The 19077-nt window shown below is 42.8% G+C and carries 19 protein-coding genes and 2 other annotated features; of the genes, 4 read left to right on the forward strand and 15 right to left on the reverse strand.

From position 1 onward, the window contains the following. Window positions 1–190 precede the first annotated feature (190 nt). Window positions 191–376 (reverse strand): sporulation protein Cse60, encoded by a 186-nt coding sequence (locus tag FZC79_RS05210; RefSeq protein ID WP_148945772.1) that lies wholly within the window; start codon window positions 374–376, stop codon window positions 191–193. A 1112-nt stretch (window positions 377–1488) separates the two neighbouring features. After that, window positions 1489–1689, forward strand: a binding site (T-box leader). Window positions 1690–1735: 46 nt separating this feature from the next. Here FZC79_RS05210 and proS point away from each other — a divergent pair. Beyond that, entirely contained in the window at window positions 1736–3166 is a 1431-nt protein-coding gene (proS, locus tag FZC79_RS05215; protein WP_148945773.1) for a proline--tRNA ligase, read from the forward strand. Between the two features lie 45 nt (window positions 3167–3211). On the opposite strand, the gene FZC79_RS05220 is transcribed toward proS, so the two are convergent. The 4 genes from FZC79_RS05220 to leuS all read right to left on the reverse strand — a co-directional run bounded on the left by FZC79_RS05220 (window position 3212) and on the right by leuS (window position 7716). Further along, window positions 3212–3973: a hypothetical protein gene (locus tag FZC79_RS05220; RefSeq protein WP_148945774.1), complete on the reverse strand. Its 762-nt coding sequence runs from the start codon at window positions 3971–3973 to the stop codon at window positions 3212–3214. Continuing rightward, on the reverse strand, window positions 3966–4496 hold the full coding sequence (locus FZC79_RS05225; protein WP_148945775.1) for a sigma-70 family RNA polymerase sigma factor: 531 nt from the start codon (window positions 4494–4496) through the stop codon (window positions 3966–3968). Before FZC79_RS05225 ends, FZC79_RS05220 begins: the two co-directional genes overlap by 8 nt. Before the next feature lie 387 nt (window positions 4497–4883). Then, a complete protein-coding gene (locus tag FZC79_RS05230; RefSeq protein ID WP_148945776.1) occupies window positions 4884–5204 on the reverse strand; it encodes a rhodanese-like domain-containing protein in 321 nt (106 codons plus the stop codon). Between the two features lie 97 nt (window positions 5205–5301). Then, window positions 5302–7716 carry a leucine--tRNA ligase gene (leuS, locus tag FZC79_RS05235; protein ID WP_148945777.1) on the reverse strand — a complete coding sequence of 805 codons (2415 nt, stop codon included), beginning with the start codon at window positions 7714–7716 and terminating at the stop codon, window positions 5302–5304. Between the two features lie 87 nt (window positions 7717–7803). Further along, window positions 7804–8023 (reverse strand) — a binding site (T-box leader). 203 nt (window positions 8024–8226) lie between these two features. On the opposite strand from leuS, the gene FZC79_RS05240 reads away from it, so the two are divergent. Next, entirely contained in the window at window positions 8227–8931 is a 705-nt protein-coding gene (locus FZC79_RS05240; RefSeq protein WP_187442647.1) for a bacteriorhodopsin, read from the forward strand. A 76-nt stretch (window positions 8932–9007) separates the two neighbouring features. Here FZC79_RS05240 and FZC79_RS05245 read toward each other — a convergent pair whose 3' ends face one another. The 8 genes from FZC79_RS05245 to FZC79_RS05275 all read right to left on the reverse strand — a co-directional run bounded on the left by FZC79_RS05245 (window position 9008) and on the right by FZC79_RS05275 (window position 15593). Next, window positions 9008–10195 (reverse strand): MDR family MFS transporter, encoded by a 1188-nt coding sequence (locus tag FZC79_RS05245; protein ID WP_148945779.1) that lies wholly within the window; start codon window positions 10193–10195, stop codon window positions 9008–9010. Window positions 10196–10375: 180 nt separating this feature from the next. After that, window positions 10376–10537, reverse strand: coding sequence for a hypothetical protein (locus FZC79_RS22980; RefSeq protein ID WP_187442648.1), 162 nt, complete (start codon window positions 10535–10537; stop codon window positions 10376–10378). A gap of 2 nt (window positions 10538–10539) precedes the next feature. Then, entirely contained in the window at window positions 10540–11106 is a 567-nt protein-coding gene (locus FZC79_RS05250) for a DUF2812 domain-containing protein (RefSeq protein WP_148945806.1), read from the reverse strand. 1 nt (window position 11107) lies between these two features. Beyond that, complete coding sequence (locus FZC79_RS05255; RefSeq protein WP_148945780.1) at window positions 11108–11410, reverse strand: PadR family transcriptional regulator; 303 nt, start codon at window positions 11408–11410, stop codon at window positions 11108–11110. A 526-nt stretch (window positions 11411–11936) separates the two neighbouring features. Further along, a complete protein-coding gene (locus FZC79_RS05260; RefSeq protein ID WP_148945781.1) occupies window positions 11937–12998 on the reverse strand; it encodes a M20 family metallopeptidase in 1062 nt (353 codons plus the stop codon). Window positions 12999–13129: 131 nt separating this feature from the next. After that, window positions 13130–14461: a hemolysin family protein gene (locus tag FZC79_RS05265; protein WP_148945782.1), complete on the reverse strand. Its 1332-nt coding sequence runs from the start codon at window positions 14459–14461 to the stop codon at window positions 13130–13132. A gap of 671 nt (window positions 14462–15132) precedes the next feature. Beyond that, on the reverse strand, window positions 15133–15303 hold the full coding sequence (locus FZC79_RS05270) for a glycogen biosynthesis protein GlgD (protein WP_148945783.1): 171 nt from the start codon (window positions 15301–15303) through the stop codon (window positions 15133–15135). Then, a complete protein-coding gene (locus FZC79_RS05275; RefSeq protein WP_148945784.1) occupies window positions 15300–15593 on the reverse strand; it encodes a YtzC family protein in 294 nt (97 codons plus the stop codon). The genes FZC79_RS05270 and FZC79_RS05275 overlap by 4 nt, the downstream gene beginning before the upstream one ends. Before the next feature lie 188 nt (window positions 15594–15781). Between FZC79_RS05275 and FZC79_RS05280 the strand changes: the two genes are divergently transcribed. Together FZC79_RS05280 and FZC79_RS05285 are read left to right on the forward strand one after the other, a co-directional pair. After that, a complete protein-coding gene (locus tag FZC79_RS05280; protein ID WP_148945807.1) occupies window positions 15782–16741 on the forward strand; it encodes a TIGR01212 family radical SAM protein in 960 nt (319 codons plus the stop codon). Continuing rightward, window positions 16738–17310: a class I SAM-dependent methyltransferase gene (locus FZC79_RS05285; RefSeq protein ID WP_148945785.1), complete on the forward strand. Its 573-nt coding sequence runs from the start codon at window positions 16738–16740 to the stop codon at window positions 17308–17310. The genes FZC79_RS05280 and FZC79_RS05285 overlap by 4 nt, the downstream gene beginning before the upstream one ends. A 315-nt stretch (window positions 17311–17625) precedes the next feature. On the opposite strand, the gene FZC79_RS23970 is transcribed toward FZC79_RS05285, so the two are convergent. Then, a complete protein-coding gene (locus FZC79_RS23970) occupies window positions 17626–18042 on the reverse strand; it encodes a transposase (protein WP_148945786.1) in 417 nt (138 codons plus the stop codon). Next, window positions 17990–19077: IS4 family transposase (locus FZC79_RS05295; RefSeq protein WP_215727426.1), on the reverse strand; the 1088-nt coding region annotated here is incomplete at its 5' end. The genes FZC79_RS23970 and FZC79_RS05295, both read right to left, overlap by 53 nt.

A 19077-nucleotide genomic window follows, 5' to 3' on the forward strand; every position in this document is an offset into this window, starting at 1 on the left:
ATTTTGGGTTTTTCGCTCGTATTTATGTATAAAGCGATCGTATATTTGTATACTCCGCTCATAAATGTGAATAACCCGCTCGTATTCTTGCATATCCCGCTCGCATAGCCACCTCACCCATACAACGAGCGCTAACTTCGTCACTTTCAGGTGACCTAAACCGAATTTCCACCGTTAGTCACCCTATAAATCACTTTTTATACACAATCATCGCGGAAAAACAGTAGATTTGCTCATCATCCACTTCTTCCGGCATCGCCGCCACATGATATTTGATATCGACAATGCTGTCTTCATCCACCGACTTCAAAAACTTATTCATATCCTGCTCCAAATCCTTTTCATGCTCATAATCGAATACTTTTACCTGGATCATGATCATTTCTCCCTTTTCTTATATTCTATTAGCATTCTAGACATTTTTTCTAATTTTCAGTCATGTGACTATCCAGTTTAAGTACATCATAAAGCTGAAAGGCATGTATCTAAGAGACTTGCGTTTGCTTAAAATCGAGAACTCATGTATCCACATCGACTAGCTGGGTACATATGTTGCACCTAAACCAGGTACTCATGTATCCACATGGGCTCGCTGGGTACACGAGTTGTACCTTAACCAGGAACTCATGTATCCACATGGGCTCGCTGGGTACACGAGTTGCATCAAAACTAGGAACTCATGTATCCACATAGGTTCGCTGGGTACATGAGTTGCACCCAAACCAGGTACTCATGTATCCACTTGGGCTCGCTGGGTACATGAGTCGCATCTATACCAGTAACCCATGTATCCACATAGCCACTATGGGACACGAGTTGAACCTAAACCACAAACTCATGTATCCACATAGCCACTATGGGTACACGAGTTGCACAAAACCAGCAACCCATGTATCCACACCGACTCGCTGGGTACACGAGTTGCACCCAAACCAGGTACTCATGTATCCACATGGGCTCGCTGGGTACATGAGTCGCATCAAAACCAGCAACCCATGTATCCACATGGGCTCGCTGGGTACACGAGTTGCTCCAAAACCAAGTACTTATGTATCCACATAGGTTCGCTGGGGACATGAGTTGCACCCAAACCAGATACTCATGTATCCACATAGGTTCGCTGGGGACATGAGTTGCATCAAAACCAGTAACTCATGTATCCACCTTAGCTCGCCGGGTACACGAGTTGCACCTAAACCCGTAACTCATGTATCCACATCGACTCGCTGGGGACATTTGTTGCACTCAAATCAGTAACTCATGTATCTACACCGGCTCGCTAGGTAAATGAGTTGCCCCAAAACTAGGTACTCATGTATCCACAGGCACACGCTGGGTACACGAGTTGACCCAAAACCGAATCTCATGTATTCAAACCGACTCACCAAGCACACGATTCACACCCAAACCAGTAACTCCTGCACCCCAAAAAACAATTCTAAAAATAAATTGACTTTTTCATCCAAGGAAAATATAATACTTAAAAATAATAAAACATTGAGAAGGATCAGTAGGATGATCCGGTCATTGAAAGAGAGGGAACTCCCGGCTGCAAGGTTCCCATTGGCCTCCATCCGAACCTGCCTTTGAGTTCTGTAGCGCATACAGCGGTTCAAACCGTTATCATGATATGAGAGTAAAGCTTTGCTTTGAATCAGGGTGGTACCGCCAGTTTTTCTGGTCCCTGACATCGCAGGGCTTTTTTTGTTTTTATAAAAATTTGGAGGTGCAAGGAATGGGAAAAGAGTTTGTAAAGAACATCACTGGCATGGATGAAGATTTTGCCCAGTGGTATACCGATGTAGTCACAAAAGCTGAATTGATCGATTATTCCAGTGTCCGGGGGTCAATGATCATCCGCCCCTACGGCTATGCTCTTTGGGAAAATATCAAAGATGCACTCGATAAAAGAATAAAAGAAACCGGGCACGAGAATGTTTACATGCCTCTTTTCATACCGGAAAGCCTTCTGCAGCGAGAGAAAGATCACATTGAAGGATTTGCTCCAGAAGTCGCCTGGGTCACGCACGGCGGTGAAGAAGAACTTCAGGAACGTCTCTGTGTCCGCCCGACATCAGAAGTCCTGTTCGGCGAGCACTATAAAAACATCATCCATTCATACCGTGACCTTCCAAAGCTATATAATCAATGGGCAAACGTTGTAAGGTGGGAAAAAACAACGAGACCTTTCCTCCGCACGCTTGAATTTCTATGGCAAGAGGGGCATACATGCCACGAGACAGATGAAGACGCTCATGAAGAAACGGTCAAAATGCTCGAAGTTTATGCAGAGCTGTGTGAGAACATCCTCGCCATCCCTGTCATCAAAGGACAAAAAACAGAAAAAGAAAAGTTCGCTGGAGCTAAATACACTTATACCATCGAAAGTCTGATGCACGATGGAAAAGCATTGCAGTCCGGGACCTCCCACCACCTAGGTGACGGGTTTGCCAAAGCATTCGGCATCCAGTTCTCTGACCGGGAAGGCAATCTTCAATATGTACAGCAAACGTCATGGGGCTTTACTACCCGCATTATCGGAGCGATGATCATGGTTCACGGTGATGACCGCGGCCTTGTCATTCCGCCAAAAGCAGCTCCAACCCAGCTGATGATCGTGCCTATTGCCCAGCACAAAGAAGGTGTATTGGATTTTGCTTACAACCTGAAAGACAGATTAACTGGAGCGGTTCGGGTAGGCATCGATGCCAGCGACAAAAAGCCAGGCTGGAAATTCAATGAATATGAAATGAAAGGGATTCCTCTTCGTTTGGAAGTCGGCCCTCGGGATATTGAAAATAATCAGGTCGTCATTGCCCGCCGAGATACTGGGGAAAAAGTGACGGTCAGCCTTGATGAGCTGGAAAGCAAAATCGCCGATCTGCTCGAAGACGTACAGAACAACCTTTTTGAAAAAGCTCTTAAACACCGAGAGGAAAAAACAAGCATTGCCTTAAACTTTGAAGAATTCGCGGAAAAATTGGATTCCAACAAAGGATTCATTAAAGCCATGTGGTGTGTTGACCAGGCATGTGAGGACAAAATCAAAGAAGAAACCGGTGCAACTTCACGCTGCATACCGTTTGAAGAAGAGAAAGTTTCAGATGATTGTGTATGTTGCGGCAAGGAAGCGAACCAGCTTGTTTATTGGGCTAGAGCTTATTAAATAGAAAAAGGATGCCAGTCTCTATTAACTGGCATCCTTTTTTACTCATTCAATCATCTGGTCAGCAAGGTCTATCAGCACATTACCCGTATTATATTTTTCTGAATTTGAAATGTAGATGCTGATATTAATACCTTCTTTATTCTCAAATTTCATTGTTCCCCCATCTTCTCCTATATATAATTCGCCTGATACTCCTTTTTTGAGTTCTACTTGCTCAAGAGACTGATTTCCCTGTCCTATAAACTCCTTATCAAAATCAAAGGCTTCAACAAAAATGACCTCAACGCCATTGGTTGCCCTAAAATCCACTGAAATATCTTTCCCATCTGAATTTGATTCAAAATGCCAGTCATTGATTCCCTCCAAAATAAACTCTGCTTCAAAAGGAAGGTTTTCCGGCAGTGTCAATTGGAATGGCAACGCATTTAGAGCATCCTCAACTGAATCTGCATTATAAAGTTTGGGCTGCCTGCTTTCTATTTCTTCCCTCTGCTCATCAGACAACCCATCAGGTCCAGTGCTTTCACTTACACTTTCTTTCAAAAGAGAAGTATCCAATCTCTCAGGCTGTCTGTCTGCCGAAAATGGCAGGATTCCAGTCTGGCTGCCTATTATGCCAAGTACCAGTAGAATCGCCGCACCTGCGAGACCCCAGCCTAATAACTCAGGAAACCATCTTCTCTTTGGCCGGAGAGTTTGATTATTCCCTATCTTGGTGAGCAGTTCATTTTCCTCTTCTTTAGAAAAAACCCGTCCTTCTCCGATATGATTGTGAATTGCATCATGAATTCGCTTATTATTCATAGAGATCGCCTCCAAGCTTTTGGTTCAAAAGGTCACGGGCCCGGGATAATCTGGTTCTAATCGTAGAAGAATTCATTTCAAGTATTTCTGATATTTCTTCAATTTTTAACTCTTGATAATAGAAAAATATGATGACTTCCCTATATTTCACCGGAAGAGCAAATACTGCTTCACTCAACTCTGTTTTCTGCTGCTGTTTCAGCAAGTAGTGTTCGGGGCTCTCTATTTTTGAATTTGAGGAGAAAGTATTCGTAAACAATAGCTTCTTATAATGCCAGCTTCGCAGATAATCCTTCGCTTTATTGGCCGCAATAGATAGAATCCATGCTTTTGCTGAGGTTTCCTTTTCCAAGGTATCCATCTTTTGAAAAACAGTGATGAATACTTCCTGTACTAAATCCTCTGCTGCACTCCAGCTTTTCACGTATGAGTAAATCAGCCTCTTAACATCCTCCCCGTATGCGGTGACGAGGTCCCTGATTGATCGCTCTTTTCCTGCACACTGTTCAGCATTCTTTGTCATATCACACCACCAAAATCGTATTTTCACTCAACAGACGATTGCCGTTTATAAAAAGTCCCATAATTTATTGAAGAATTTCACTTCAACCCTTTAACGCACTAAGAGGGACAGTCCCTCTTAGTGCGTTAAAGGACTAAAATCTGCTGATTATGGAAAGTTTATCGGCGTACCGCTTTAACTTATCAGCGCTTTTAAATTTTTATCGGCGTAATCTTGGATTTATCGGCGCTTTCAGGACTTTTATCGGCGTAAATCCAGATTTATCGACCAAACGACAAATTTCGACACGCACATCACGCACCCTATGATCCTTACTGCAAGCCCCTGCTTACAACCAAACCAGCGTCCATTAAAAAAAGCACGCCCGAGAGCGTGCTTCCAACTAACTTAAATGCATTTGTCCTTTGGCTGTGTTTCGCCTTCCCACTCTAGCATGCCGCCTTCCATGTTGACGACCTTGAAGCCGCGGTCATGCATGAACTGGCTGACTTTGCCGCTGCGGTTTCCGGAACGGCAGATGAGGATGTACTCTTTGTCTTTATCGAACTGATCAAGAGATTCTGGAATGTCTCCCATTTTGATGTGTTTTGCTTTTGGGATCATGCCTTCTTCTACTTCTTCGTCTTCACGGACGTCGACAAGATCAAGGTTTGCTCCCTCATCCAGCATTTTCTTCAATTCATCTGTTGTGATTGTTTTATAGCTCATTATGTACCCACCTTTCTTCTTTATTTTTTCATTATATCAGAGCTCTATGCACGGGAAAAATAAGAAGGCCGGCACCAAAGGCGCCGGCCAGAATAAATTAGTTTGCTACGATGTTGACAAGTTTGCCTGGAACAGCAATCACCTTGCGTACAGTCTTGCCTTCGATAAACTCCTGAACCTTCCCATCTTGAAGGGCAATTTCCTGAAGTTCGTCTCTGCTGATGTCGCGTGGGACAGTCAGTTTGGCACGAACTTTTCCATTCACCTGGAACACAATTTCGATTTCGCTGCTGACAAGCTTTGACTCATCGTATGAAGGCCACTCTGCATAAGCTAATGTTCCTTCATGACCAAGCTTGCTCCACAGTTCTTCAGCAAGATGCGGAGTGACAGGCGCTAGCATTTTCACGAAACCTTCAATGTACTCTTTTGGAAGTATGTCTGCTTTGTAAGCGTCGTTGATGAAGACCATCAACTGGGAAATTCCTGTGTTGAAGCGAAGTCCTTCGAAGTCTTCTGTCACTTTTTTCACCGTCTGGTGGTAGCTCTTTTCGAGATCTTTGTTGACTTCGTCTTTAACTTTATCGCTGATGTTTCCGTTTTCGTCGACTAGAAGTCTCCATACACGATCAAGGAAACGGCGGGAACCGTCCAATCCGTTTTCACTCCAGGCGATTGAAGCTTCCAGAGGACCCATGAACATTTCGTACATACGAAGTGTATCGGCACCATGAGAGGAAACAATCTCATCTGGATTCACGACGTTTCCTTTGGATTTACTCATCTTCTCGTTGTTTTCCCCGAGGATCATTCCTTGGTTGAAAAGCTTTTGGAATGGCTCTTTCGTTGGCACTACACCAATATCGTAAAGGAATTTGTGCCAGAAACGCGCATACAGCAAGTGAAGCACAGCATGCTCTGCTCCGCCGATGTACATGTCGACCGGCAGCCAGTGGTTCAGGTTCTCTTCACTCGCAAGTGCCTCATTATTATGAGGATCAATGTAGCGAAGGTAATACCAGCAGCTTCCCGCCCATTGCGGCATGGTATTCGTTTCACGGCGTCCTTTTTTCCCTGTTTCAGGGTCTGTGACATTGACCCACTCGCTGATATTGGCAAGAGGAGATTCACCTGTTCCCGAAGGCTTGATTTCCGTCGTTTTAGGAAGTGTCAGCGGCAGATCTTCAACAGGGACCGTCGTTGTTGTGCCGTCCTCCCAATGAATGACTGGAATCGGCTCGCCCCAATAACGCTGGCGGCTGAACAGCCAGTCTCTCAAGCGGTAAGTCGTTTTCTTCTCACCGACACCTTCTTTTTCAAGCCACTCGATTGCTTTTGTGATTCCCTCTTCTTTTCCAAGACCATTAAGGAAATCAGAGTTTACATGCTCACCGTCGCCTGTGTACGCTTCTTCGTCCACATTTCCGCCGGCTACGACTTCTTTGATAGGAAGCTCGAATTTTTTCGCAAATTCATAATCTCTTTCATCATGCGCTGGAACCGCCATGATCGCGCCTGTTCCATAACTCATCAATACATAGTCGGCAATCCAGATCGGCATTTTCTCGCCGTTGATCGGGTTGACTGCATATGCACCAGTGAAAACGCCTGATTTATCTTTTGCAAGGTCTGTACGCTCAAGGTCACTCTTCGTTTTCACTTTATCAATATAAGCAGCAACCGCTTCTTTTTGCTCGCTCGCTGTGATTTCGTCCACCAGTCCATGTTCAGGAGCCAGCACGGCATACGTTGCACCGAAAAGGGTGTCGGGGCGGGTTGTGAAGGCAGTGAACTTCTTATCAGTGCCATCAATGGCAAAGTTGACTTCCGCTCCTTCAGAACGGCCGATCCAGTTTCGCTGCATGTCTTTGATGCTCTCCGGCCAGTCAACCTCTTCAAGGTCTTCAAGAAGACGGTCTGCATAAGCCGTGATTTTCAGCATCCACTGTCTCATCGGACGGCGTTCTACCGGATGCCCTCCACGCTCACTCTTCCCATCAATGACTTCTTCGTTTGCAAGTACCGTTCCAAGTGCAGGGCACCAGTTAACAGCAACTTCATCGACATAAGCAAGATCTTTTTCATAAAGCTTTGTAAAAATCCACTGTGTCCATTTATAGTAATGAGGATCCGTTGTATTGACTTCGCGGTCCCAATCATAAGAAAATCCAAGAGCCTTGATCTGGCGGCGGAATGTGTTGATGTTCTTCTCAGTGAATTCTGCCGGGTCGTTACCAGTATCAAGCGCATACTGCTCTGCCGGCAGGCCGAATGCATCCCAGCCCATTGGATGAAGGACATTGTATCCCTGCATTCTCTTCATGCGGGAAAGGATATCTGTCGCAGTGAATCCTTCCGGGTGCCCTACGTGGAGGCCGGCACCAGATGGATACGGAAACATATCCAGTGCATAGAACTTCGGTTTATCCTTTTCAGTTTCAGTTTTGAATGTTTTTTGTTCTTCCCAATAACGCTGCCACTTTTGTTCGATGTCTTTGTGGTTAAAGCTCATTGTGTGAACCTCCTTTTTGGTTTTGGTTCGGGTTTCTATATAAAAAAGCCCAATAAAAAACTCCCGCCCCAATTATTAATAAATAATAATTGGGACGAGAGGTCTTTGATAAACTCCCGCGGTACCACCCAGATTAGTGTACACGCACTCACTTGATTCCATCCTTAACGCGGAAAACGGCAGGCATTACTTAGGTTCACACCCGCAACTCAAAGGCGAGTTCATGATGGTATCCGGTTGACTTTCACCTGCCGTCAACTCTCTAAAACGGTTCCTCATCACTACTATTCCTTATCAACGTTGAATTCTATACAACTATTGTATTCACTATTTTATGCAAAAGTATACGGAGTTGCAAGCCTAAATAGATAAATATTTTCTTTAATGATGAAATGGTGTTGGAATAGTTGAATTGGCTAAGGGTTGATATTGCTAATGCTTGAGTATGGAATAGCCATCATCTCCCTATACTAATACATATGCTTCAATTACGTTCTTGGAGGAATGAGTATGATCTACACACTGCATTGGGTTTATTTTATCATTATGGCAGCAGGAGCTGTTTATTTTTATGTTTTAAGCAGAAATCCTCAAGGCGTACCACGGTATGAATATGTAATAGCTATTTTCATTCCTTGCTGGTCAGGGGCCGCCTATTTGTCAATAGCTTTAGGGCAAGGCTTTCTTGAATCAAATGAAAGAGTAATATACTTTGCCAGATACCTGGATTGGGTTGTAACTACCCCCTTATTGCTCCTTGCTTTAGCACTTACAGCAATGTTCTATAAAAAGGAGAAAGATAAGGCTCTAATCGGTTCCCTCATAGGAGCAGATATGTTTATGATACTGACAGGTTTAATCGCAGACTTTTCAACTGGAGCTCAAAAATACATATGGTATTCTCTAGGGGTGCTGGCACTTCTGATCATTCTTTATATCATCTGGTACCCTTTAAGGAATATAGCGAAATCCTCGGATAAACAATTAGGTAAACACTATACCCATACTGCCTTATACCTTACCGCTTTTTGGTTTACTTATCCGACAGTTTGGTTATTAGGGCCATCAGGTTTGGGGCTTACTCAAGATGGAGTTGAGGTCCTTGCCTTTATTATTTTACCTATTTTCTCTAAGGTGGGGTTCAGCATTTTAGACCTTGGGGGACTAAGAAAACTTGGTTTACAAAAAGACAAGTCGCGGACGGTGCAAATGTAATTTTTTTGCAGGACCAGCCCGTAGATACAGGGAATATAAAAAAAGGACTCTTTTCAATAGAGAAGAGTCCTGAGGTTTAAGAGAGTGATACCGATACTGCTTCTTTCTTTTTCAAAGACTTGTCATAGACTGCTGTAAAGATAATCGCTACGGCAAACAATCCAATTAAAGCGGTAAACAGGAAGGAAATGCCAAAACCATCCACAAGCAGCCCGCCTAATACTGGTCCTATCATCCTGCCGCCAGTCGCTGTACTGTTGACGATTCCCTGATAGAATCCTTCCCTGCCCTTTGGAGCAAGGTCATTGGCGATGGTCGGAACTGCCGGCCAGATGAGCATTTCTCCGATGGTCATAATGATCATCGCGATCGCGAACATCTGGAAAGCTTCAGCCGTAGCAGCTACACCGAAAGAAATCATGAAGATGACTATTCCAATCTGGATCTGCATCTTTAAGTTATTTTCAAAGCGGCGGATGATCTTGGACAGAATCGGCTGTGCCAGGACAATCAACCCTCCATTGATAGTCCACAGCAAACTGTATTGCTTCAGGCTGATATTGATTTCCTGCGTATAGCTTGCGATGGTCGACTGCCATTGCACATAGCCGATCCAGCACAGGATATAGGCTGTACAGATCAAGATCAATGCTGTGAATTTAGCTTTATTTTTAATAAAAGCACCTTCTTGTATCACCGAAGTCTGCTTTCCGGTATTCACACTGATGTTCTTGTAGCCAAAGAAGGCGATCAAGAAGAAGACAACATACATAATCAAGTTTGCTAGAAAGATATATTGAAAGGAATAAGAAGCAACGAACCCTCCGAGTGCTGCACCGACCGCGACGCCGACATTCTGCGCAACATAGATGGCATTGAATGATTTGCGTCCGCCCTCAGGCCAGACAGATCCTGCCATGGCGTAGACAGATGGAAAAACAATACCAGAACCAAAACCGACGATTGCAAGAAATATAATATAGTGCGGCCATCCATGATAAAAGTTCATTCCGACAAGAGCCAGCAATGTAATGATGATTCCCGTTAAAATTGAACGGTATCCACCGATTTTATCAAAGAGACTTCCTCCAAACAGATTTCCGATGACACTTGCCCCGGCATTCAACATAAGGACTAATCCCGCTACTGATAACGACTTGCCGAGATGTGAATTAATATAAATCGCATTCAGCGGCCATAAGAACGATGCTGCCGTGACATTTACCATCATACCGGCAATCAGCAGCCACAATGATTTAGGCATAAAGAGCGCTTCCCTTCCGAAGATATTTCGATTCCCAAAATGAATTATAGGGCTTTTCAGGGCACTGCGCAATACACTTTGGAATAGAGAGATAATTCCAAATAATGACCGGGTTTTCATAAAAAACCGTGTATGATTTCTTGTCGGATTAATCGGGATTGGAACGGGTCATCAGCATGATTAGCTGGGAATGCTTTGAAGGGAAGCTGACAGCTTCACTTCCTTTTTTTCTGCACCGGTTTTCTCTTTTTGCTTTTCCTTTACAATTACCGTAATTGTCCTTTTCCGCAGATTCCACGCTGTCTGGCGGGTGATCACTACTTTTGCCAGACTCCCTGCCACTCCTATGTTTCTTTTAACATTGAATGCTTTCGATAAGCTTCAAAATAACTTTTCCAAAAAAAGATCGCCATAAGTGCGGGAAGCAGCTTCATGAGTACAAATGGAGTTTCAAATAAGAATGCTTTCCAAAATAAAGAACCGTCTATCCCCCACAGCCCTTCATGGTATAACTCCGCATCACCGTAGAACATAAATGAGTAGGCCAAAAACATGGTGCCCAGCCAAAATGAATAATTCATTAATCTTCTATAATAATTACTCCGAGATTGCCGGTCAGAGAAAATTTCATTTTGATCATTGTCTTCTTTCTGCCAATACCGAATGCCGCTGAGCCAGGGGCCCTTTAAATAGTTCCATCCGAAATCCTCATAAATCCCTTTGTATTCTGCAAACTTTTCTTTTGGCAGATGGTCTTGATAGTCAAGCCGCATGACATATCTCTTGTCTGTTTTTTCGAAAGTGTATATTCCTAAACCACTAATATTGGTACAGCGGAAGCCTTTCTGTAATTGCTCGTTCAGCCATTGTTCTTCTTTTTCAATATTAAAGAACACTTTAAACTTCTTCACTTCATTCACTTCCTTCATACAAGGATAAAATGTGCAAAAGCCTTTCTTTTTCTATCTTCAAAACGTCTTTTCCTTCTGAAGTAATCATATAGATTTTTTTCCGGCCGGAGTTTCCAACAGGTTCAATCCAGCCATGCTTATTCAAGTTTTCAATCGCCCCGTATAAAGTACCGGCCGCTAATATAACGCTGCCATTGCTTAATTTTTCTATCTTCTGCATGGCGGCATATCCATGGAGCGGTTCACACAGAACCAATAAAATATAGTGCATGGTTTCAGACAACGGCAATAATTTATGTTTCATACATTCACCCTCTATTCAGTTCGACTATATAGTTTAACTTAATAATAGGTTATTACAGTTCAACTGAATAGTCAACAGCTTTCTAACAACTATCGTTCAACCTTTATAATCCAATTAGAAAAAGTCGATTTCCTTAACAATGGAAAACCGACTTTTTAAGTGATTATCTTCTTTATAAAATAAAAGGGAGTGACAAAATCAATGCGATTTGCCACTCCCCTTTCATATATTACTTAGGTGTTTCACTCGGAAACATTACCCTTTAGCCGAAGCTGTCTTTTTACAAGGCTCTTTTCTAAGAGATTGTTGCTTTTTAATGCTATTTTATCTCCTCCCCATTTTTTCGTAGAGGGATTGGAGCGGAAGGCGTGGGACCTCCTGCGGGACTAGCGGGACAGGTGAGACCCCACAGGCGAAGCCGAGGAGGCTCAACGCCCGCCCCGCGGAGTCGCGCGCCTAGAGCGGAAATCCGTTTCTTTTTAACAGCCACAATCTTTGAGAAAAGAGCTTTTTACAAACATCCTATCTACACACTATGAGCAAAGTCCTCAAGCATCTTTTGATACATATAAAGAGAATCAATCTCAACATTTTCCTTGTTTCCATGCCAGTTTTCCCCGACTGGGCCGAATTCAATTGCAGGAATGCCAAGCTGCGCAAAGAATTGGGTGTCAGCTGCACCGTGCTGGCCGAAGAATACAGCGTCTGAGCCTGTATTTTTTTCGACAGCCGCTTTGATTTTTTGTACATAGTAATCCTCTATATCCGTTCTTACAGGCTTACTGAACATGCTGACGTACACCGAGCTGTCAATCGCGTTTTCAATCTGCTTCACGACATCATCTTTCGTTTGCTCCGGCAGGTAACGGATGTCATACTTCAGCATACAGGTTCCCGGTACTTTATTATATGCATCTCCCCCTTCAATCATAGCGAGATTGAGTGACGGCGTCGGGTAGTATTCAGAGCTTTCTTTCATAAATGGCAAATCTTTTATTTTTTGATGAACTTCATAAGCCATTTCAATCGCGTTCATACCTTCCCACGGTCTGCTTCCGTGTGCCGGGGTTCCTTCCACTTCAATATTAAGCCTCAAGACTCCTTTTGCCTGCAGGGCGATGCCAAGCTGGGTCGGTTCGGAACAAATGACAAAGTCGCCTGTATAGCCCTCTTCGACCAGATGGCCCGTGCAATTGAAGCCGCCGATTTCTTCATCAGAGACGATTTGAAGCTGGATTTTCGTATGGAGATCCTCATCCTTCAATGCAGCCATGGCCTTCATCATGCAAGCCACTCCCGCTTTCATGTCAGCAGAACCGCGCGCATAGATCTTTTCATTCTTCTCACGTGGAACGAATTGCTCCTCTTTTCCGCTGACTACATCAATATGGCCGTTGAAAATAACCTTTTTATCTCCGCTGCCAATTTCAGATACCAGCATTTTATAACCATTGTTTTCAATGATGTTTACCGGCAGTCCATTTTCCTCCAGCCATTGACCGCAGTACTCAATTGCCTTGTTGCTTCCTTCTTTTGTCGAACTATTGATTAAAAGCAGCTCTTTTAATAGTTCTTTTAGTCCTTCCATAATCATCCTCCTGTTTAATTTCCTATATACTTTCTATTACCACGAAGAAGAACAGATAAATCTTTTTAATAAGCGTAGTTCAACTTAGCAAAAAAAAACCAGGCTGGACCTTAAGTCCAAACTGGTTGACGTTATACATTTGTATCAATGACAATTTCATCTTTTACTAAAGCTTTGATTTTGGCTATCCGCTTATCGTCCATTTCCTCAACAGAGAATTCAACGTTTTTAAAATTGACGACTGGACGCTCGCTTTCATTCGGAATGAAGCCGAGCTGGCCAAGAACAAAACCATTCAGAGTATCAAATTCTTCAATTGGCAAATCAGCTTTTAACACTTCTTCCACTTCATAAAGGTTGGTTGATCCCATGATCATATAGGTTTGATCGTCCAGCTGGATGATTTCATCCTCTTCCAGCTCCGGCTCATCATATTCATCCGAGATACTCCCCACGATTTCTTCCATAATATCTTCAATTGTAACAATTCCATCTGTTCCTCCATACTCATCAATAACGATTGCCATGTGAGTATTGTTTTTCTGCATTTCTGCAAATAAAGAATCGATACTTTTGGATTCCAGTACATAATATGGATTTCGAACGAGTGTCTTCAAGTTAAAGGTTTCTTCCCCGCCATTTTCCAGGAACTGAATAAGATCTTTGACATGCAGAATTCCGATAATTTGATCCAGGCTTTCTTCAAAGACCGGAAAACGGGTATATTTTTCAACGTTCACAATATGGGCTGCTTCCTTTAAGTTCAAATCATAGGGAATCGCCACAATGTTTGTTCGATGGGTCATGATATCCCCAACGTCTTTGTTGTCTAGTTCAAAGATATTGTTGATCATGATTTTTTCATTTTCCTGTATCGTGCCCTTCTCTTTCCCGACATCGACCATCATCCTGATTTCTTCCTCTGTCACGTTTTCATCTTCTGCATTCGGATCAACCCCAAAAAGCCTGACAATCATATTGGTTGAAAAGGTCAGCAACTTAACAAAAGGAGAAGAAATCTTTGAAAGAACAGAAAGCGGAACCACTGCAAAGCGGGAAATTCCTTCTGCTTTTTGCAGTGCAAGCCTTTTGGGAACCAGTTCTCCCAGCACAAGCGTGAAATAGGAAAGAATGAGAGTGATCACCACAACCGAAATCGTTTCTAACACGGCCGCTGAAACCGGCACCCCCATGTTCAGCAGGAACTCTGTGAACCTGCCTGCAAAGCTTTCGGCTGCGAAAGCACTCGCCAGGAAACCCGCTAACGTAATCCCTATTTGGATGGTCGCAAGAAATCGGCTTGGTTCAGCTAAAAGGCTATGAAGAAGAATTGCTTTTTTGTCCCCCTTCTCCGCATCCAGCTTTACTTTGTTATCATTCAAAGAGATTAAGGCGATTTCTGATGCGGCAAAAAAAGCATTCAGTACAATCAGAACGAAAAGTATTAACAATTCTATTCCCAATTAAATATGCCCTCCAAGTATTCATAATTTTATATTAAAACTTACAGATTAATCCTATTATATTTGTACAGAAACTTCTTTTACAAACTCCAAATTGGTTTAATTTGGACTAAATTATGGGGTAATTCAACCAAAAAAGTTCTAAATGATGTATGCTTTCTTTTATTATTGCATCCTTGCGCGCCCAATCGTTGATTCTTATTCCTACTGATTTGGGCAGCAAAAAGGGAGGTGGATTTTTTATATCGTGCCATTTCAGCTTGGTTTTCTATTATTAATGGTACGTTTCTTGATTAATCGCGCCATCTCGCCTGGGTTTTCTATTTTTAATGGTACGTTTCTTGATTAATCGTACCAGCTCAGCTTAGTTTTCTATTCTTAATGGTACGTTTCTTGGTTAATCATACCATCTCAGCTTGGTTTTCTATTTTTAATGGTACGTTTCTTGATTAATCGCGTCATCTCGCCTTGGTTTTCTATTTGTAAGGCTCTTTTCGTAAACTTTGTTGTTTTTTATATTAACTTTTTAAGATAGCCGCTTAATGCCAAAAGAAATTAATTGCTCCCCATAGTATCCAGTGGAGGGGGATACTGCCTAATTAAACTACCAAAAAACGGAATTTTCAGGCAGCACAAAGTGCTTCTCTGGTTAAGGAGAAGCACTCAGTTTATTACTGATTATCCAATTCCCGGTTCTTGGATTTCACCGGCTGGCCATGTTCTTCATACCGCTTCTTAGCCTCTTTTACCGGATTGTACTCTTTGCCAAACTCGGTATCAAGGTTTCGTTTGGCATTCCTTGTTTTCTGCTCGGGGTTATTTTGCTTAGAACGTTTTTTCAATGTAATTTCCCTTCCACTGAATCAGGATCATGGTCCAACAGAACCATTTCATTTTGAAATTGCTGAAGCTGCAGACGCATTCTGTGAAGCTGTTCACGCTGCTGTGAATTCGCGCTGTTTGCCAGGTGCCTGATATCATTGACGGCCTCTTCGACCATCTGCATGGCATCTGTATACTCTTGATCATGGTAATGCTCTTGTTTCGTTCCTGATTTATATTGCTGCTGGGCATAACGGAGTGCATCTTCACATTTTTGCAAGCACTCATCTACAGATTGTCTTGTTGCCATCATTATCCCTCCAAAAAACTTCATAAATGAAGCTGTGCTTCTTTGTATAGTGTTTGTTATAAAATTGGAATCATCAGTGGAAAATCATTCCTTACTCAACTGTAACCATGCTGTAATTGGATAAGGCGGGCTTTCATGGTAAAATGCTTCTATCATGACCACAGAGAGTACATAAGGAGGTGTTTGTCATAAAAGAGACAAACCCATTTCCGTATGCCGCTGATATAAAACGGTATCATACTTGGAATTATCATTTGAGAAATCATTTTGGACATAAAGTTTTTAAAGTAGCTCTTGATGGCGGATTCGATTGCCCCAACCGCGACGGCACAGTAGCTTACGGCGGCTGTACCTTCTGTTCGGCTGCAGGCTCTGGTGATTTTGCCGGAAGCCGAGTGGATCCGCTTGAAAAGCAGTTCAACGATATAAAGGACCGGATGCACCGCAAGTGGAAAGATGGAAAGTACATGGCCTACTTCCAAGCGTTCACCAATACCCATGCACCCGTTGAGGAGCTGCGGGAGAAATACGAATCCGTTTTAAAGCAAGAAGGCGTTGTTGGCATATCGATTGCCACAAGGCCGGACTGCCTGCCTGATGATGTTGTTGAATATCTCGCAGAATTGAATGAGAGGACTTACCTGTGGGTCGAACTCGGACTGCAGACCGTGCATGAAAAAACAGCCAGCCTGATCAACAGGGCCCATGATTATCAAACCTACGTTGAAGGTGTCACCAAACTCCGCAAGCACGGAATTCGTGTCTGTTCTCATATTATCAACGGACTTCCACAGGAAGATTACACAATGATGATGGAAACGGCCAAAGAAGTGGCCAAATTGGATGTACAAGGGATAAAGATCCACCTTCTTCATCTCCTCAAAGGAACTCCTATGGTAAAGCAGTATGAAAAAGGGCAGCTGGAGTTCCTTTCATTTGATGAGTATGTAAGCCTTGTCTGCGACCAGCTTGAAATTCTGCCGCCGGAAATGATTGTTCACCGGATTACGGGAGATGGTCCAATCGACTTGATGATCGGGCCAATGTGGAGCGTGAACAAATGGAATGTCCTGAATGCCATAGACGCTGAGCTGCAGCGCCGGAACAGCTGGCAGGGAAAATTTTATAAAGCGGAGGTGGAGGCATGAAGCTTGAAAAAGTCCTTCCGTTTGCAAGACAATTGCTATCCTCAGCTGTAAAACCTGGAGACATCACAATTGATGCCACACTAGGAAACGGCCACGACACTCTTTTCCTCGCTCAGCTTGTCGGAGAAAATGGACGAGTATATGGGTTCGACGTGCAGGAAGACGCTCTGTTCAACACCAGAGAAAGGCTTCAAACTCATGGTTTACAGGAGCGGGTAACGCTCTTTAAACAGGGGCACGAAACAGTCGGCAGTGTTATTCCTCCTGTCCATTATGGCAAGGTCACAGGGGCTGTTTTTAATCTGGGCTATTTGCCAGGAGGCGACAAAACCATTGTGACCAAACCGAAAACGACGATAACAGCCATCGAAAACCTTCTGGAGATGATGGCCCCGGAAGGAATCGTTGTTCTTGTCATCTACCACGGACACCGCGAAGGAGCCGTCGAAAGAGATTATATCCTCAGGTATGTGGAAAGACTCGACCAAAATTATGTCCATGTGCTGCGCTATCAATTTATGAACGGCCTGAATAATCCGCCTTTCATTGTGGCGTTAGAAAAAAGATAAAAGAGGCTGGGACAAAACCATAATAAATGCTCTCTTCGCAAAGATTGTGGCTGAGTAAAAAGAATGGATTTCCGCTCCAGGTGCACGACTCCGCGGGGCGGGCGGTGAGCCTCCTCGGCTTTGCCTGTGGGGTCTCACCCACTGGTTTTGCAAAGATGTAAACAAATTTGCAAACAAGTAAAAATTTACCATCTTCATTAGATCAGGGAAGCAAAAAAGACAATACACAAATAAAAGTGCCGCCTGTTCCCATTTTTTGTAATATATATATTTACTTAATTACTCTCTTAACTTGCTTTTTTCTTTTCTCAACGATTAATGCGACATGACCATATTGGACTTTTTCCTTTGGTTTATCCGGTATCTTCTGCCTGCCTTTTGATGTTTTTTTGGGTTTATATTGAACTCATGCCAATTTCTATCGAGATACGTGCGAATTTCTCTAAGAATCGGTAACATACCTTTTGMGGATTTCGTTTTCAGCTTTACAATCAGAATTAGAATATACGCAATCATAGATAAAAACATTTGATTCCAAATCCCCTGTGGCTTTGTGCTCCATACTTTCACAAAGCGCAAGGATTGTTTAATCCACTTGAAAAAGAGTTCAATAATCCACCGGTTTTTATAAATTTCAGCAATTTCAATCGCTGATAAGTCCCACCTGGTCGTGGCCACTTTATAGGTCTTTCCCTCTGAATCTTGATATTCGACCAATCTTACAGGCCTCATTTTCTTTTCGGCACCATACTTTCACAAAGCGCAAGGATTGTTTAATCCACTTGAAAAAGAGTTCAATAATCCACCGGTTTTTATAAATTTCAGCAATTTCAATCGCTGATAAGTCCCACCTGGTCGTGGCCACTTTATAGGTCTTTCCCTCTGAATCTTGATATTCGACCAATCTTACAGGCCTCATTTTCTTTTCGGCACCTAGGATCACTTTTGCGTCTCTTAAAATGGTTTTCCCTTCGGGCACTTCGTACTCTTCTTCCACTTGAATTGTGATATCTCTTTTTAATCGGATKACAAATTTAATCCCATCTTGGATCCATTGGTTCATCCGAATTTTATCCATATATCCTCGATCCATCACATAAGTGGCATCCGAGATTTCTATTAATAAATCTCCACCTTCATGGTCCGATGCTTTCCCATTAGAAGGAACAATCTTATCAGGGTAATGAACATCAGGTGATGCCASGACTAAACGGGTATGCATTTTGACCACGTTCCATCCTTTTGTGACATAAGCCCACTCAGATAAAATTGGAGGAAGCTTAATATGCGTCGCATCTACAATATGAAGCCGTCCGACATTTGGAAGACCGGTAAGATAGTGTGTATGATCGGTAAGTACGTTTAAGACCTTAAAGAACAAATTCTGAAGGATCGTAGTATCTAATTCATTGATCCGTCTGCTTAGTTGTGAACTACTAATACTTTCAATCCCGATATCGTTCATGAGCTCTTTATTCGCACGCATTTTGATATCAAATTCAGGATATGAATCCCAACCGTCAAGTTGTGCAGTAATGAAAAGCTTGACCAATTGTTCGTTAGTAAGCTTTTTCATATCGTAGTTCATAAGAGGACAAGCTAAATGCTTTGTTGGTAATAAAGATAAACATTGACTAATGACTGTTTTTTGAGCTAACATAATAGAGGTTTTGTGCTCCTTTTGTAGATAGTTTGTTTTTGGGAACAAACAGTCAATACATCTACAATAGGAGCTTTTTTTGTGTTTGTCTATAACTTCTCCCGCTC

This window comes from Rossellomorea vietnamensis, from assembly GCF_008180615.1.
Lineage (GTDB): Bacteria > Bacillota > Bacilli > Bacillales > Bacillaceae_B > Rossellomorea > Rossellomorea vietnamensis_D.

Excerpts from the sequence above, each read along its gene's own strand:
- FZC79_RS05210 (WP_148945772.1), bottom strand. The coding sequence starts at position 376 with ATGATCCAGGTAAAAGTATTCGATTATGAGCATGAAAAGGATTTGGAG.
- proS (WP_148945773.1), top strand. The coding sequence starts at position 1,736 with ATGGGAAAAGAGTTTGTAAAGAACATCACTGGCATGGATGAAGATTTT.
- FZC79_RS05220 (WP_148945774.1), bottom strand. The coding sequence starts at position 3,973 with ATGAATAATAAGCGAATTCATGATGCAATTCACAATCATATCGGAGAA.
- FZC79_RS05225 (WP_148945775.1), bottom strand. The coding sequence starts at position 4,496 with ATGACAAAGAATGCTGAACAGTGTGCAGGAAAAGAGCGATCAATCAGG.
- FZC79_RS05230 (WP_148945776.1), bottom strand. The coding sequence starts at position 5,204 with ATGAGCTATAAAACAATCACAACAGATGAATTGAAGAAAATGCTGGAT.
- leuS (WP_148945777.1), bottom strand. The coding sequence starts at position 7,716 with ATGAGCTTTAACCACAAAGACATCGAACAAAAGTGGCAGCGTTATTGG.
- FZC79_RS05240 (WP_187442647.1), top strand. The coding sequence starts at position 8,227 with ATGATCTACACACTGCATTGGGTTTATTTTATCATTATGGCAGCAGGA.
- FZC79_RS05245 (WP_148945779.1), bottom strand. The coding sequence starts at position 10,195 with ATGCCTAAATCATTGTGGCTGCTGATTGCCGGTATGATGGTAAATGTC.
- FZC79_RS05255 (WP_148945780.1), bottom strand. The coding sequence starts at position 11,410 with ATGAAACATAAATTATTGCCGTTGTCTGAAACCATGCACTATATTTTA.
- FZC79_RS05260 (WP_148945781.1), bottom strand. The coding sequence starts at position 12,998 with ATGGAAGGACTAAAAGAACTATTAAAAGAGCTGCTTTTAATCAATAGT.
- FZC79_RS05275 (WP_148945784.1), bottom strand. The coding sequence starts at position 15,593 with ATGGCAACAAGACAATCTGTAGATGAGTGCTTGCAAAAATGTGAAGAT.
- FZC79_RS05285 (WP_148945785.1), top strand. The coding sequence starts at position 16,738 with ATGAAGCTTGAAAAAGTCCTTCCGTTTGCAAGACAATTGCTATCCTCA.